The sequence below is a fragment of the Pseudoalteromonas sp. DY56-GL79 genome, assembly GCF_041414765.1.
Taxonomy (GTDB): Bacteria; Pseudomonadota; Gammaproteobacteria; order Enterobacterales; family Alteromonadaceae; genus Pseudoalteromonas; species Pseudoalteromonas piscicida.
The window spans coordinates 21,792-39,245 of record NZ_JANHZS010000034.1 but is presented as its reverse complement, the minus strand read 5'-3'; the positions used below and the strand labels follow the sequence as shown (position 1 = coordinate 39,245).

The following is a 17,454-nucleotide window of genomic DNA, read 5'->3' as shown; positions in this document are numbered from 1 at the left end:
AATGTATCAACATATTGATAATGAAAACAATAAAATAAGTCTACCAGCGGGAAAAATCGTTTGTGTTGGGAGAAACTACGTAGCGCATGCCAAAGAGCTAGATAATCCCATTCCAAGCAGTCCGCTGTTGTTTATCAAACCAGCAACGAGCTTAGTACCATTTAATAATGAAGTGATGTTGGACGCCGCACTTGGCGAACATCATTATGAGGCCGAGCTTGCACTATTGGTAGGCACCAAAATTGATGCAAAAACCCCTGAGCCTCTCAAGCATATCGCTGGAATTGGGCTGGCACTCGACTTGACATTACGAGACTTACAAAGTGAGCTAAAAGCACAAGGACACCCATGGGAGCGGGCAAAGGCCTATGATAATAGTTGCCCAACGACGCCTTTTGTACCATGTGATGAAAACACCTTTGCTGAGAGTATTGAATATCGTTTTTGGCAAAATGGAGAGCTTAAACAGCATGGCGACTCTAGCTTAATGATTTTTCCAATCACTGAGTTGCTAATGGACATTGCTCGTTACTTTACGCTTCAGCCAGGAGATATTGTCTTAACAGGAACGCCAAAAGGGGTAGGGAGCCTAGCACATGGCGATGAACTTACGCTGCAGCTGAAAAGCCATACTCCTTGGCATGGCAAAGTTGCGATAGATTAGATTCTCGCTTTTATGTGCATCGCTGCGTAGTCTGTTACGACTGCGCAGCAACGAGCTCTGCTTCCGGTTGATTGATTGTGCTCGAGCAGCACAGCATGATAGCAACGAGTGAAATTGCGCCTAATATTATCCAGCTGATAGTCAGGCTGACGTAGCCCAAAAGTAAAGCGGTTAACGCAGAGCCGAGCAAGCCACCAAAGCGAGTGGTCAGTGACATGATAGACTCCACACTGGCTCGCACGTTATCGCTACTCAGTTGATGTTGTAGTTGCAGTTGTGCCGGTTGTGCTAGTCCCATACAAAGATAAAAGCACAGCAAGGCTACAATCAGCAATGGTAGTGACGTAACCCAAGCAAGTAACAACACAAAGACTAATTTGGCGAAATGAGCGAATGCCATGACATACCCTAAGCGTTGACCAAATAGAGAACAGATTGGAGCGCTGATCGCAGCAGCGACGCCATTTAATACAAATCCAGCTGCCATCATTGCTGGGAATATCCACGCAATAGAGTCAACGGGTGCACTACTATAGCGCTCTGCTAGGGCAGGCCAAAACTTCTCTATGCTGCTGGCAACAGGGATTGCAAAAACAATCACCAACAACAGCCTTTGCATACCACTTTGCTTACAAGTTGCCAGCATGGACTTAGTTTGGCTAATCAGTCCTTTCTCAACCACGTCTTGCTGAGGTCTCGTTGACTCTTTCACCACGACAAAAGTACATGCAAATACCACACACAATACCGCTATCGAAATCAGGATTAAGGCTTGATACAAGTGGTTGAGCTGTTGTGTTGGGCTAGTCGCAAACGCCAAAAAGAGGGCGGCAAATAAAGCGGCACTGGCGCCGATAAGATAGCCAATACCATACACTTTACCGAACCCTTTATTCAGTGGTTCATCTCCTTCAAGCTTTTGATAAGTTTCAACAAACCATGCGTTGAGCGTGCCAGTTAACGATGCCTGACTTAATCCCCAACATGCCATGGCTAAGCTGACGTGCCAAAAGTCTTCACTCAACAATAAAAGTAAGTTGCATACAGCGGCAAACACCAAAGAAGCTAAAAATACTTTGCGGCGACCAATGGCATCTGCCGCAATACCACTTGGTACTTCAAACACCACGATAGTGATAGCCATGACCACCATAGCTAAGGCCACATCTTGCAATGCTAGGCCTAAGTTCAGCATATAAGGCGTAAAAATAGGGAGCACCAGCATACTGGCAAACATAGTTAACCCAAGGTGGATGCCGTATCGTGTAGCAAATTGTGAACGAGTCATGCGCGTTGCTCCACAGTGGGTGCGGCGCTATTCGTTTGCTGCATTAACGCATTAATGTGTGACGCGATGATGGATAAGTCTTTAGCGTCAGTCATGATTTCATCGTGTGCACTTTCAAGCGCAATATAGTCTGCATTGGCAAGTAAATTTTCAAAACCATTTCTGTCACTTGCAAACGTCCGCTTATACAGTGAAGGTATGTCTTCCACTTGATGGATCAACCTCAGTGCCGGAAGTGGAATGGCCTCATCACTGACATGATCGGCGATAAAGAAGCTCACAGGGAAGGTAAACGCCGTCGCGCTTTGAAAGTATTGAGTAAAGTCTAAAAATGCTCGGGCGATAGGTTTAGCGTCATCGTCTTGCGAACGGATATACTCTTCTTCGGCGGCCTGACGCGCTGCTGAAGTAAGTCTTGGTAAGACGGGGTCAATCAAAAAGCAGTGGACAATTTCTCTACCCATTTCGGCCAAGTAACGCGCCACTTCCAGTGACAATGCCGCACCTTCACAAAAGCCGCCCAAGTAAAGTGGGCCAGTTGGCGATACCTCTGTAATACGCTGAGCATAATAGCGCACCATAGTATGCAAGCTGATATGTTTGCCTGTGAACAGTTTGATATTTTCTAATGCGTGAATGCGCAGGTCGGGCGCGAGTTTTTCACACAGAGGTGCAAAGCTATCAGCGGTTGCTGCTGCGGGCATGAGATGAAGCAGAAACTCACTCTGCGGTGCATTGAAAAAACGTGAAGGAGCGAAATGCTCATGGGCAAGCGCAGCGTCAATTGCTTGACTTTCACTCATGGTGGCAAAATCAAGTCGGGTCTGATTATCAATAAATCTTGCCAGTTGCTGCACTGATAGGTGTTCAAGGATAAGTTGTGGCGTTAGCTGCCAATTACGCTTGCTTGCAGCCCCACAAAAGCTTAATAAACTAATGGAGTCGGCACCTTGCTCAGTTACTGCCGTCGCACAACAAAGTGGATTCTGGCCTAAAACATCCTGCCAAATGGTCAGCACTTCCTTCTCTGTGTTGGTTTGTGGCACAACGAGTTGATGCTGCTTTAGCTCAGGTTCTGGCAGCTTAGTTTTGTCGAGTTTGCCGTTGAGCGTTAACGGTAACGCCGAAAGGACAGTGAAGCTATGTGGCATCATATAACTTGGAAGTAACTTGGTAAGCTGAGTTTTACAGTGGCTGAGTACCGCAGCTTGATTGGCCGCGGGTTTGATGACCAAATAAGCATGTAGCAAGGTTTGAGCCTGCTGTTTTTTAGCAATAACCGCACAGCTATCTATATCCGCCAGCTGATTAAGGTGATGTTCAATCTCTGCCAACTCAATTCTAAAGCCTCGCACTTTGACTTGTTGATCGCCACGGTTGATATAACACAGTTGCTGTTGTGCATTCCAATACACTAAGTCGCCCGTGCGATAGTACTTTTGCATAGAGCCAAACAGATTTAGGGATACAAACTTTTCGCTGTTGAGTGTTGGGTTATTGAGGTAACGTGCAGCCACGCCATGCCCACAGACCACTAACTCGCCAGGGCAACCAAGTGGCAGTAATTCGTTATTGCGACCGACTACAGCTACCGCGCGCCCTGGGATTGGCTTGCCGATTGCTATCTCAGACTGCTGTTTAGACATCGTTTGCACTGTGGTAAATGTGGTGCACTCAGTCGGACCATAACCATTGATAAAGTGTTTTGGACAAGATGTGGACGCCAGCAATTTATTTACTATCGACTCTGTTAATGCTTCACCACCCACGAGTAAATGAGTCAGAGAAGCGAAAATATGCTCGTCTTGCAGCAACAAAGTGTCGAACAGTGAGCGGGTTAGAAACATCGAAGTGATATTCAACGTCTGCAATGTTGCACGGAGCTGCGCTGCAGAATTAAGGCTGTCCTGATAGCCTAAGTGCACCTCAGCACCGTTGAGTAATGCGCTCCATATCTCAAATAGAGTGGCATCAAAAGCTGGGTTTGCGAGTTGAATAAAGCTATCTTGGGGCTGATGCTGGTAACTATGATTATCGAGTGCCAAAGAGCTAATTGCGGCGTGAGAGAGCAATGTGCCTTTAGGATTTCCTGTCGTACCTGAGGTATAAATAATCGTCGCGACTTCGCTAGGTGCGATGCACATAGGCTCAAAACCCGCCGTGATATCAGTATCTGCCAGACTTGTATCACAGAAAACTTCAGCGATATTGGTGTGGTTGAGTGTTGCCAATGTTTGGCTATGTTCATGCAAGGAGACTATTACGTCAGCATTACTATCACTCAGTTGATATTGATGACGCGCCACTGGGTCTTTGAGCGATAGCGTTGTGTATGCCGCGCCGATTTTTAGTGCCGCCAACATGGCAATCACAAATTCAATGTCGTTTCGCATGTAGAGTGCAACGACTTTGGGTTCAGGGCAGACTGCCAAGATTGCATTGGCAAGTTGCTTGGCTTGGTTATCAAGCTCTTGGTAGCTCAAGGTTTGATGGCGATTACTGATAGCGGCTTTATCTGGATGGCGCGCTACTACTTCAGCAAACCGGTCGGTGATACTTGCCACGCTCGGATAAGCGTGTTGCATTCCACTTAATTGATATTGTTTTTGCTGCGCCGTGTTACTCAATAAAGGTAGGCTATAAAGAGGCTGTTGGGCGTTTTCAACTGTTAGATAAGCCTGTAAAACCGTTTGATATAACTCGAGGATCTGCTGCGCGTATGAGCTGGAAAAAAGTGCCGTGGCATAAGTTAACCCTAACTCTGTGGTCTTCCCTGCACTCAAGTGTAATGTTAAATCAAACTTCGCTTGGCATTGCTGGGTTAGATCAAGGTCAACGCTTTGCCATAAGGTATGATGTTGCTCAGGGGCAAACTGACTACTGCTAAACAACGTTTGAAATATCGGGTGCATGCTAGTGTCGAGCGGCACGTCTAAGCTATTCTTAATGGCCTCAAACGGCAAGGCTTGATGTTGCTTGGCTTGATTAACGACTTGATTAACTTGAGTGAACCAGCGCTCAAGTAACATCGTCATATCGATATCCGCTTTAATCGGCAATGAGTTAACAAAATATCCAAGTATGTTTTGCTGCAGTGCCGTTGGACGGTTCTCGCTTGGAATACCAACAACAAATTGACGTTGATGACTGAGTAGCGCAAGGGTGTGATACCAAGCCGCAAGCCCAAGTGTATTAATACTAATGCGGTGCGTTTTCGCTGTTTGTTGTAACTTTAGCGTCGTACTTTCATCTAGCACAATGCTCTGTATCGCGCCGCGATGATCAAAGGTGGCTGGGCGCGACTGAGTTTGCGCAAGTTTTAATGGTTCGTAATCAGCCAACTGAGTTTGCCAGTAACGTTGACTTGTTGCTTGTCGTTCACGCTGGCCGGGTGTTGCCATGTAATAAGCATAATCACTAAATTGTAGACTCAGAGGTCGATTCTCTCCCTCATAGAGTGACGTCAATTCCTGTAAAAACAATCCCAAAGACCATCCGTCAAAGGCAATATGATGCCAGACAAAAAACACATGTTGCTGCTCCTTTGAGGTGATGACATAGGCACGAAATGGTCGAGAATGCTGTAAGCTAAACGGCTCGTTAAAGAAATGCTCGCACTGCTCAAACAAGTTTAGATTACCAAGCTCATGATGCGTCACGACAAACGCCTCATTGGCAGGCTGTTGTATCGTCTTTCCTTGGTGATCATAGGCCACAACCATATCTAGCGCACTGTGGCGGATCACCAGCTGTTCTATTGCTGCTGTGAGTTTTTCAATATCGCAGTGCTTGGCGATTTTGAGTAGGCATGGAATATGATAAGTACTTGCCGCGTTGCTCACTTCTTGCGTAAACAATAGTTGTTGCTGCCCAAGCGTAAGCGGAGCGCATCGGGTTTCCAATGGCAAGATAGACAGTTCATCAAAACGAGTTTTGCTATCTATGCCTTGCCTTGTGAGGTAGCGTAACAATTGTGGCTTATTCTGTTTTAACTGCTCAACAATTGCTTGGCCTTGTAAATTCACGTTGCTAGCAATTTTTAATTTATCCTCTTGCTGCCAAACGCTTATCCCACTTTGTTTTAGTTCATAAATAAATGATTCGATCATGCGTTATAACTCCATTTCAAATTCGCAGTCTTCGCTACTGGCGAGCGCGTTTAGCTGTTGTTCTACTTGCGTGGCAAATGCGTCAAGTTGTGGGTAAGTCAGTAAGGTCGCAACGGCAATTTCGTTGCCGAGCGCTTGACTACACAGAGCGGTAACTTGTGCTGCCTGTATGGATGAGCCACCCAAAGCAAAAAAGTCGTGTTGTAGGCCAATCTCAGAGATTTCAAGTACTTGTTGCCAAGCATTGGCGAGTTGTTGTTGTAGTTCCGTCTCTGGCGCGATATAGGTAATACTATCTTGCAGCGTTGGAATGATGAGCTGTGTGGTATCAAGTTTGCCATTTACTGTCATTGGAAGTGCGTCAATCTGTGATATCGCAGCGAGCTGCATATAGCTTGGGAGCTGTTGATTCAACCATTGGCGAAGGTCGTTTACATCACACTCAGTGTTGGCGTTAAGTACGACATAACCCAACAGCACTTTGCCTGTTTCACTTAAATGTAAGTGTGCAACGGCATGGTCAACATCTGGGTGCGCTTTGAGTTTATACTCGATTTCGCCTGGCTCGACGCGGTGACCGTGTAAATCCCACTGTTTGTCAGCTCTGGCAACAAACTCGAATTCACCTTGCTGATTTTTACGCACTAAGTCTCCGCTGCGGTAGAGCTTTTCGTCAGAAAAGTGGTTGTTGTCACAGCGAAGGTGATAGTCAATATAGTGTTTTGCTGTTTGCTTTGGTGACTGCCAATATCCCAAACCGACACAATCACCGGCGATGTATAACTCACCCAACGCGCCGTCCGGTAAAATCCGCATAAAAGGGTCCAACACGTAGCATCGAGTGTTACGAATAGGCTTACCAATAGTGATAGGTGTATTGGGGTGTACTTCACTAAGTGTTGCGGTGACACTTGTTTCACTTAATCCATATTCATTGAAATGATGCTCTGCCAACTTGTGGCTGACTGGGTCTAAACGAGAACCACCGGCATACAATACGGTTAAGTTAATATCCGCAATCCACTTTGGAAACTGATTGATAAATACCGTAGGAATAAACGCAACGTTGACCTGCTTAGCTTTGAGATAGCGGCACAGCTGTTGTGGATCTTTGCGTATTGGCTCTGGAATGATTTCCAGTTTGGCGCCGGCTGCTAGGGCTGGGAATATTTCGCAAATACAGGCATCAAAAACATATTCAGCATATTGACTGGTGACTACCTGAGTATTTCCCTCTAATTTATGGGTGTTGCGCTTCTCGGTGCAGAGGTTAGCAAGGCCTTGATAAGACAGCATCGCCCCTTTTGGTTCTCCCGTCGTCCCCGAAGTAAAAATGAGGTAAGCCAGTTTGTCTGTTGCATGATTGTTGGCTGAGAATGGCCGTAGTTGATCACTTTGCAGTAGTGTCTGTACATCAAAAGTCAGTGTTGGCAATGTATTCCAGCTGAGTGGTGTGCGACTAAGGAGCAGTTTTGCCTGCGCTTTTGCCATAATTTCTTGGCGACGAGCAACTGGATGATTGGCTGAGAGTGAGACAAAGGGCATGCCCGCTTTTAGCGCCGCTAGCATTGCTATGGGGGCTTCTATACCTTTATCAAAATAAAGTGCAACTGGCGAGCCTTCGTCATTGGTTGCAACCAACTGTGCTGCTAAGTGATCAGAAAACAAGTCTAGCTCGCGGTAACTCACGGTTTGCTCGGCGAAGCTTAATGCAGTGCGTTCTGGATATGCTGCTACTGTCTTCGTAAATTGCACTAAAAAAGCGTCATTTGGTTGTGATAATCGAGTTTCTGAGATGACTTGCTGTAGATACTCAGTACTAACTAAAGGACATTGCAGTAAAGGTTTCTCGTTGTACTGACAGAGATTTTCAAGATAACGGCAGAAAAAGTGCACAAATTGTTGGCAGCGGGAAGAGTGATAACGACTGCGAGCAACAATAAGCTGACCAATCAGTTGGTCTGGCATATCTTTAATCACCAAATTCCAGTCAAACTTGGCTGGGTGATATTGGTTTTGCTGGGCGGTGTCGCTGGCGACTTCAAAATGTTGATATTGCGCTGTTGGTAGTGAGAACTGATCAAAGGTAAAAAACACTTGGAACAGTGGCGATACACCCACCTCTCGGATCAACCCAAGTTGCGCGGCAATTGACTCTAATGGCAATTGTTGGTGAGATTTTGCCGCAAGTAACAGCGTTTGGCTTTGTCTTAGGTAGTCAGAAAAACTCTTATTTAAGTCGACACGCAGCGGCATCGGTAAGGTATTAACAAAGTAACCGAGTGTATCTTTAAATGCCGAGTCGCGGTTATCAGTGGGGGAGCCAACGACAATACTTTCACGACTATCCCAAGCACATAATGCGAGCTGAAAAGCACACAGTAGTATGTTGTACATAGATACCTGATGTGATTTTGCCAGCCCCCTTAACTCAGCAGTTAGTGTTGCTGAGAGGGTAAAGGGGAATGTTTCACCTTGATGATCAAACAAAGCCTGTCTTGGCTCATCGGTTGGCCATGGGGTGACATCAATATCAATCAAGTGTTGCTGCCAAAATGCTGCGGCTTCGTCGTATTGTTGTGTTGATTGCCAATATGCATAGTCGCGAAATTGCAGTGAGGTTGGGGTAAGCGTGTGTCCCGATAGCAGCGTGTTCAGCTCATCCAACAATACTTGTGTAGACCAGCCGTCGAAGGCTATGTGATGAAATACCAGTAACACGCCAAATTCATCATCTTGGTGATACAGTCCGAGCCGCAGCGGCGCATCATTTTCAAGGTCAAATGTCTGAGCGATAAATTCACTATGCGGCGTGTTTATTAGAGTTTCGCATGTTGGCACGCCTTGCTCATCTTTATATGCCCAGCGACCTTGTTGCTGTTGAGTATAGCGGGTGCGCAAAATAGCATGACGCTCAACCAGTTGATAGATTGCGTGTTGTAAGGCTTGCTGTTGTAGCCCACTTTGGCATTTTAGCTGTAAGGGGATATGAAAAGCGCCAGATTGTGTTGCTAATTGCTCGCTGGTGAGCATCGCTTGCTGCTGCGCGGGCACGATGATTTCATCAAGTGATTGCGATGTTGATGCGATCGGTAAAGGCTTGCAGGCGTTGCTAGCTTGTTGTGATAATAGTTGCGCTATCGTTTTGCTTTGCAAAAACTGACTCAAACTAATGTTAACGTTACAGATAGTGTGCATTTTAGCGACCAATGTCATTGCACTTAGAGAATGGCCGCCCAGGGCAAAAAAGTCATCATCAATACCTATTAGCTCAACCTCAAGCTGCGTCTGCCATAGAGCACAAAGCTGCTGCTCTAATGGCGTGCGTGGTGCTCGGTATGGTGTCTGTGATACTAGTGCGACGCTTGGTAAGCTGCGGCTGTCCACTTTACCAGAGGCGAGCACAGGCAATTGTTCGAGCCAACACGTGGCACTTGGCAGCATATAATCTGGTAATTGTGGTTGTAGCCACTTCACAATCTCGGTGTGAGAGAGGGTTTGCTCACCAGTGAAATAAGCAATGAGATGGTTGTTTTGCTGTACTTTGACGCAAGCTTGGTTGATTTGCGGGTGCAGGTTAAGTAAGTGTTCTATTTCTTGTAGCTCGATGCGATAGCCACGAATTTTTACCTGCTCATCGGCACGTCCTAAAAATTGGATCTCGCCGTTTGTCAGATACCGCGCCTGATCGCCCGTGCGATACATACGTGTTCCGTGCCAGTTAATAAAGCGCGATGCCGTCTGCTCTGCAAGGTTAACATAGCCTCGTGCGACACTCGCGCCACCAATCAGGATCTCTCCTTGACAAAAGGGTGGCAGCGCCTTGAGGTTGGCATCAACGATCTGAATATCAACATGAGCCAGCGGTGCGCCAATATTATTGAAATAGCGTGATTGTAGCGGCTGGTGGTTTGCTGTTGCGGTTACCGTGGTTTCGGTCGGACCATATTCAATATGAAGAAGAGGCGTCCATGCCTCCATGAGATTGCGGTCACAAGGCTCGCCACCGGTGATCACACGCTGTAGTGCATGATGCTGGGGCGGCGTGCCGATGGCACTTAAAAATGCCGGAACTGTAACTAAGTGACTGACCCGTTGGTTAACGAGCGTATCGCTTATCATAGCTGGCGAGTTTGCACTTGCCTCATTCATGATCACCCAGCAAGCGCCGTTGAGCAGTGTTAAAAAGAGTGGCTCTACGGACGCGTCGAAAAAGTACGGAGCCAGACTCAGTGTTTTTTCACTTGAGTTAAAATTGTAAGCCGCAGTTGCGCTTTGAACCAAAGCCTGAACTTGCCGCTGTTCTACCATAACGCCTTTTGGTTTGCCGGTACTTCCAGAAGTATAAATAATATATGCAAGTGATGAATGGCACGGTGAGTGTGCTTGAGCTGAATTGAAAACAGGAGCTGGTTGTTGTGCTAACTCGTCAATGTTTTGCACATTTGTGATTGCGCTAAAACACATAGCCGTATTCAAGGTTGCTTGATGACAAAGTAGCAGGTTGGCACCACTGTCTTGCAACATAAACTCACTACGTGCTTGGCCTTGCTCTGGATTGAGCGGTAGATATCCAGCACCCGCTCCAAGTGTTGCTAATATGGCGACTATCATCTCTGGACTGCGCTCAAACATCAGCGCGACCACAGGGCTTTGCTCGTGGGTTAACTGTGCTTGGAGTTGCACAATCAGGTGCTGAACACGCGCAGCGAGTGTTTGGTAAGTAATAACCTCATCGTTGCTTTGTAATGCTGGTGCATCTGGAGCTGCTGAGGCGCAGGCTAAAAATTGTTGATATAGCGATAGGGTTGGAGTTTGCTTAAGGGTGGTCGCTGGTGGTGTTGTACCAGTGTGAGAAGTTGATAATTGCTCAAGAGCGACGTCGCTGTGCTCTACCTGCTGTACCAATAATTGCTGATAGGTGTGGGCAAATTGCTGTGCAAATGCATCATCAAACTTATTGGGATCAAGACTTATCTGTCCTTGCAGATTTGTATTGCTATCATCAAATGCCAGACGGAAATCACATTTAATCGGGTTATATAAAGACTCGTTAGTAAAAGCATCAACCGCTGAAAATGGTAACGCAAACTCGTCCATAAGCTCGCTGGCAAATCTCTGTACACTAAACATCAGGCTTGGCTGAGGTGAGTGTTTGCCCTCACTCAAACAGGCAACTTGTTGATCATAAGGATAACTTTGGTATTGTTTTGCGGCGCGCACAGTCTCATGAACTTGCTGCACGAGACTGGCAAAATTTTGGCGATAATCTAGCTTCACTCTAAGCACTATGGTGTTGACAAAAAAGCCAATCATTTCTTGCGTTTGCGGGTGATCTCGATTATCCGATGGCGCACCAATCACGATGTCTGTTTCACCGCTATGCAGTGCCAAAATATAACAGTAATGGGCAAGCAACACGCTGTACACTGTGGTATTTAATGATTTTGCTAGGGCACGCAATGCCTGACTTTGCTGTGGTGAAAGTGCAAAATAGTGCGTGAGCGATTCGGTTTCGTGTGTTTGTGTAGCGAACAGCGGTGCAATTTGTGTGGCATGAGCGCCTGCAAGTTGCGTTTGCCAATAACTGTGTGCAGCGCTTTGCTCTTGCTTTTGTTGCCACTTGGCAAAGTCAAAATAACTTAATGGCTTAATGCTTTCTCCTTGTAGCAAGCTAACCAGATCGCGCAACATGACTCGCATTGACCAAGCATCAAAGACGATATGATGCCAAAGGAAAAGCATAAAATGCCTTTGCTCAAGCTCAATAATACAGACTCTAAAGGGAGCTTGAGTATGGAGATCAAACGGCGTGTGAATGTGCTCTCTTACCAGTGTTTGTACATGAGCCATAGTGGTTGCACAGTGATACTCGACCGCAAGAGGTTGTAAGGTTGCTCGGCAGTTAAAATGCTCAGCATCGGTTTCAATCACACTCGTGAGTATAGGGTGATGGACAAGCAGCTGTGCTAGTGCCGAGATTATGTCTTGTTGCTGCGCTGGATCATTCAGCTCAACCAACATTGGAATATGATAAGCACAGGACTTTGGTGCACGTTTGTCTACATACAGCAACCTTGCCTGGGCATTGGAAAGCGGCACTGGTTTTAATAATGGCCAACTTAAAAAGGCTGCTTCGGAGCAGATCTGGTGGGCGCTTAGTAGCGCCAATAATTCAGCTTTATGCGCTTTGAGTGCCGTGAGCAAAGTTGGCGCTACGTTACCCTCATATCCCAGTGCCAAGGTATTTTGCTCAGACACCCACACGCGCAACTGCTGCGCGTGAAGGTCGTTTAGTAAAGATGTTAACTCCATGACTATAGCTCCATCACCTGTGAAGAGGTGGTGGCAGGTGCGTCTTGAGATTGGGTGATATCACTCAACTCTATGGTGTCTAGGTATTGTGCCAGAGCTGCAACCGATGGGTTGGCAATGATCGCTGATAGCGGGATGGCAATCTGATGCCATTTATGGGCATTGCGCACGAGCTGCACCGCTAAGATGGAGTTTCCACCTAGACGATAGAAATTATCATGGATACCGACTTGTTCCAGTTCTAATGTGGTTTGCCAAATTTGGCAAAGCGTCTGCTCAAGCACTGTGCGCGGCGCGGCGTATTGGTTTGATGATGACATCTGCGGTAGCGGTAGTGCTTTGCTATCTAGTTTACCGTTTACGGTGAGTGGCATCGCCGTGAGTTGGGTGATGCTATCCGGTACCATATATGCTGGCAGCTGCGTTCGTAGATGGTTAAGTAATTGCTCGGCGTCAAAATAAGCATGACTTTCCATCACAGCATAGCCACTTAGCGCCGTTTGATTTTGGCGTGTATAGGTGATCACTGCGGCTTCTTTAACACCGCTACAGCTTAGCAATTGGGATTCGACTTCACCAAGCTCGATACGATGACCCCTGATCTTCACTTGGTTATCCAAACGACCTAGGTATTCTAAATGACCGCTTGGCAATAATCTGGCGTTATCACCGGTTTTGTAAACGCGGGTGAGTTTGCCATTGAGCGTTAGCTCGAAAAAGCGAGTGGCGCTCAGCTCTGGTTGGTTCAAATACCCAATCGCCAAACCTGCACCAGAGATAAACAGCTCTCCAGGACAACCCACAGGTACGGGACGTAGCTGACTATCCAGCACCCAAGCCTGCATATCATTGAGCGGCACGCCAATGTCAGCAATCTGGGTATTCATGTTAGGGTGCAAAGGTTGATAGGTGACATGTACCGTGGTTTCAGTAATACCGTACATATTGACCAATTGAATACGCTGACCAAAGCGTTGCCACCAAGGACCCAGTTTATCGTAGTTGAGCTGCTCACCACCAAAGATCACAGTGCTAAGGCTATCGAGCGACGCCGCCGCAGAAATGGCAACGTCACTAAAATTATAGAATGCACTGGGAGTTTGGTTAAGCACGGTGACAGCAAATTGCTCACACTGCTTTACAAAACCAAAACTGTCTCTTGCTTCTTCGTAGCTTGGAATAAACAACCGACCGCCATGACACAGTGCTCCCCATATTTCCCAAACACTAAAGTCAAAAATCGTATCGTGATAAAGCACCCAAGTATCTTCGCTATTAAAGTGGTAAAGCGGTTGACTGGCAGATAGCAAGCGCGCAACATTTTTATGGCTTTGAATAACGCCTTTAGGTTGTCCCGTCGTACCTGAGGTGTAAATGATGTAGGCTGCAGAATCAGGCGACGGTTGGCAAAGTGCAATATCGCAAGGCGCGAATGTATTATCCAAGTTTAACAGTGGCCAATTTGATTGCTCATTTTCGCTCAAGCTTTGCTGACTTATGGTGTTGGTTAATACTAACTTGAGCTGAGCATCGTCAATAATAAAAGCATTGCGGGCAGCTGGCGCTCTTGGCGATAGCGGCACATAAGCGGCGCCAGCTTTCATGATGGCAAGCATAGCAACAACTGTGTCAATGCCGAGCTGCAGATATAGGCCGATATACTCAAGCTTGCCATACTGCTTAAGAATATGTGCAGCAAGGCTGTCTGATCGAGTACTTAACTCCTGATAGCTTAACTCCGTTTGACTGGTGATAAGTGCAGTTTGCTGGTTGCGAGACTGCGCGTGATGCGTAAATAGTGACAGCAAATCTTGGCTTTGGTGCTGCGCTATTTGAACATCGCGCTCAATATGGTTTTGTAAACTCAACTGCTCAAGTGGTAATTGCCCATCAACGCTGATAAGTTGCGCGAGAATATGACTAAAGTTGTCACTTAAGGCATCGATAAACCAAGGATCGTAGCGATTTAGGTCAAACTCCCATAACATAGTGACCGAATCATCCTGATCTTGCCCCATACGGGTAAGCACCACGATATTAATCTCAAACTTCGCCGCTTGACTGCTGATCGCCTCGAAATACTCAATACCATCTAACCCCGGAAGCGTAAGCTCTGGCAGTGGTGAATCATGGAAGCTAAAACAGATCTGGAATAACGGGTTAACGCCTTTGATGCGCTCAGGGTTTACATCCGCGACGACTTCAGTAAATGGTAGGGTTTGATTGGCCAGCATATCGTTACTGACTTCAAAACAATGCTGTACCAGTTGTTCAACAGACATTTCTGGTGTTTGCTGAACTCGCGCCACTACGGTGCTGACGAGCATCCCAATGGTATCATCCACATTGGTGTAGCCTCGGTTTGCAACGCCAGAACCAATACAAATATCCTCATCGCCACTAAAGCGCGAAAGGACAATATTTAATGCCGCAAGGGCAACGGCGAATGGCGTGATCTGATGCGCTTGGCTGTAGGCTTTTAAATTGTTCCATAGCGAACGAGGCAGTTTAACCCGGTGTGCGCGACCACGTTCGGTTGCGGTTTCGCCGAGACGAGAAACAGGCAAGTTAATACGGCTCGGTGCGTCTTGAAGTTGTGCTTTCCAAAATTGACGTTGCAGCTCGGCTTGCTCTGTTCCCAACCATTGATGCTGATAGGCTGCGTAATCGGCGTATTGTGTGATTTCTGGCAAAGTACCTTGGCTTGCGCCATTCAAGCGCTGTTTATAACAACTAAATAGGTGATCAAGGAAGATGTTAGAAGACCAACCATCATGTACTAAGTGATGTTCAATATGAATAAGTACATGTTTAGATTCGCTAATTTTTACAATTGCCCAGCGTGCCAGCGGTAATTGGTCAATCGCAAAAATATCATTCATATGACCATTAACGAGTTTGTCGACCTCAGCTAATGCTTGTGCTTCTTGATACTCACTAAAGTCAAAGTAAGGCACATCTTGCTGGTAGTGCTTTGCAATATACTGCAGCGGCTCATGTAAGTCGTAGCTAGTACGGAAAATCGCATGGTTATCAACGATATCTTGTAATGCACCTTGTAGTGCAGGTACATTTAAATCGCCACTGAATGTGATCGTACACTTTGCATGATAGGCTTTATCGCTTGGATCGGCTTTGGCTAAAAACCAAATCGCGCGTTGTTGCAGTGATAGCGGGGCGACTTCCTCAAAATCAGCACCGCGCTTTGGAATCGCAATGGTTTCAAAGTGTTGAGTTTGCATTGCTTGCCATACTTGTCCAGCACTACGATAGCGATAGATTAGATGTGTTGGCACGCTTAAGCCGAGCTGCTGAAATAACTGGTTGCTAAGGTTGATTGCGGAGATGGAGTCTCCACCTTGTTGGAAAAAATCTTGTTGCCAGCCAAGACCTGGCAAACAGAAACCTTGAAACTGCGCTAAAAAAGCTTGTTGTTCTTGGCTAAGCTGATCTTGCGGTTGGTCTTGTTGGCTACTTAATTCGTAATTAGCGAGTGCGCGGCTATCTACCTTCCCGTTTTCGGTCATGGGTAATGCGTCTAAACATTGATAGTGATCAGGCAGCATATAGTCTGGCAGTAGCTTTTCTGCTAACTGGCTGATGTGTTGTCCAAGGTCTGCTGTAGGTTCACTATGAGGAACGATAAATGCCACCAAGAACTTAGCATTACCTCGTTGTACTACTTGGCAGCTTGCAAGTTTTACTGCCTCATGTTGGGCAACAACTTTTTCTATTTCACCTAACTCAATACGAAATCCACGTAGCTTAATTTGGTTGTCATTACGACCAACAAAATGATAATTATCACCGTCAAAACTTACTAAGTCGCCAGTTTTATAAAGTCTAGCGAAGTGCAGAGGGTCGACTTCTGCTTGATAATAGGGGTTTGCGATAAATCGAGATTTTGTGAGCTCAGGACGGTTTAAGTATCCTTTTGCTAAACCTGCACCACTAATATAGAGCTCACCGATAGCGCCATTGGCTACTTGTTGCAATTGCTCATCTAGCACATAAAGTCTGGTATTCACAAAAGGTTGACCAATATTAAATTCGGAGTCGGCATTGGTATATTCATTGGCGCAGGTGCACACGGTATATTCGGTAGGACCATAACCGTTAAACACTCGCGTGACTTCTGAAAGTCGAGAAAGCATTTCTAGATTTGGGGTTTCTCCTGCGACGATTAATTTGCGCATAGAGCGCAAATCTTGGGGGTCCATCAAAGCCAGCAATGCAGGAGGAATAGCGCCAAATTGAATGGCATTTTTTGAGATCAATTGGCTTAGCGCTTTGGCATCACGTCGCTCGGTTTCTGTCGTTACAAATACAGTTTGGCCCAACATGATATGCACGAGCAGCTCAAATACACTGGCATCGAAAATATAAGAGGCAAACATCATAACGCGGTCAAGTTGGTCTAGTTCAAAGCGGCCAATTTGTGACTCGGCTAAATAAAGTAAATTTTGGTAAGGTACTTCTACGCCTTTTGGCGTGCCAGTGGTGCCCGAGGTGTAGATCACATAGGCAATATCACTCATTTTATAATCAGGAGTAACAAAGGCTTGCGTTGCAGGAGATTCGATCAACACTTGAGGTGTATGGCCAAATTGTGGCAGCGCTTGATAATGCCCATGGGTGACGATAAGCGCCGGTTGGCTATCTTCAAGAATAAACTCGCAGCGAGCTTTGGGTGCCTCAGTGGAAATAGGGATATAACCCAATCCTGATTTGATTGCCGCTAAGATCCCCACGACCATATCAATGCCGCGCTCGAGATATAGTGCCACATAAGGCGATTGAGATTGGCTCAGATTCGCTTGTTGCTGAATATTCGCGGCGACTCGTGTTACCTGCTCTTCAAGTGCTTTATAGGTGACTTGCGTGCCGTTAAATACCAGTGCAACTTTATTGGCATATTGGCTGAATGCTTGCGTTAATAAGATCTGCGGCTGAGTGCTGTAATCAATAGGAGACTGGGCGGTCATTGAAGTAATCCTTTAAATATAAAAATGCTCTTTGTGTACAATATGTAAAGAATGTGTTTGAAATGTGTATTTTGTGATTTTGAGTTGGATTAC

At 46.2% G+C, this 17,454-nt stretch carries 5 protein-coding genes; 1 reads left to right on the top strand and 4 read right to left on the bottom strand.

The features are described from left to right. Nucleotide 1 precedes the first annotated feature (1 nt). Nucleotides 2–664: a fumarylacetoacetate hydrolase family protein gene (locus NO992_RS20885; protein WP_371380289.1), complete on the top strand. Its 663-nt coding sequence runs from the start codon at nucleotides 2–4 to the stop codon at nucleotides 662–664. A gap of 34 nt (nucleotides 665–698) precedes the next feature. Here NO992_RS20885 and NO992_RS20880 read toward each other — a convergent pair whose 3' ends face one another. Genes NO992_RS20880 through NO992_RS20865 form a run of 4 tightly spaced genes read right to left on the bottom strand, consistent with a single transcriptional unit; the run spans nucleotide 699 to nucleotide 17,361 of the window. Next, nucleotides 699–1,952 carry an MFS transporter gene (locus tag NO992_RS20880; protein WP_371380287.1) on the bottom strand — a complete coding sequence of 418 codons (1,254 nt, stop codon included), beginning with the start codon at nucleotides 1,950–1,952 and terminating at the stop codon, nucleotides 699–701. Continuing rightward, nucleotides 1,949–6,061, bottom strand: coding sequence for an amino acid adenylation domain-containing protein (locus NO992_RS20875; protein WP_371380285.1), 4,113 nt, complete (start codon nucleotides 6,059–6,061; stop codon nucleotides 1,949–1,951). Before NO992_RS20875 ends, NO992_RS20880 begins: the two co-directional genes overlap by 4 nt. 3 nt (nucleotides 6,062–6,064) lie before the next feature. Next, nucleotides 6,065–12,376 (bottom strand): amino acid adenylation domain-containing protein, encoded by a 6,312-nt coding sequence (locus NO992_RS20870; protein WP_371380283.1) that lies wholly within the window; start codon nucleotides 12,374–12,376, stop codon nucleotides 6,065–6,067. A 2-nt stretch (nucleotides 12,377–12,378) separates the two neighbouring features. Next, on the bottom strand, nucleotides 12,379–17,361 hold the full coding sequence (locus NO992_RS20865) for an amino acid adenylation domain-containing protein (RefSeq protein ID WP_371380281.1): 4,983 nt from the start codon (nucleotides 17,359–17,361) through the stop codon (nucleotides 12,379–12,381). Between the last annotated feature and the right edge of the window lie 93 nt (nucleotides 17,362–17,454).

Bases quoted from the DNA above. Each gene is read 5' to 3' on its own strand.
- NO992_RS20875 (WP_371380285.1), bottom strand. From the start codon at position 6,061: ATGATCGAATCATTTATTTATGAACTAAAACAAAGTGGGATAAGCGTT.
- NO992_RS20865 (WP_371380281.1), bottom strand. From the start codon at position 17,361: ATGACCGCCCAGTCTCCTATTGATTACAGCACTCAGCCGCAGATCTTA.
- NO992_RS20885 (WP_371380289.1), top strand. From the start codon at position 2: ATGTATCAACATATTGATAATGAAAACAATAAAATAAGTCTACCAGCG.
- NO992_RS20870 (WP_371380283.1), bottom strand. From the start codon at position 12,376: ATGGAGTTAACATCTTTACTAAACGACCTTCACGCGCAGCAGTTGCGC.
- NO992_RS20880 (WP_371380287.1), bottom strand. From the start codon at position 1,952: ATGACTCGTTCACAATTTGCTACACGATACGGCATCCACCTTGGGTTA.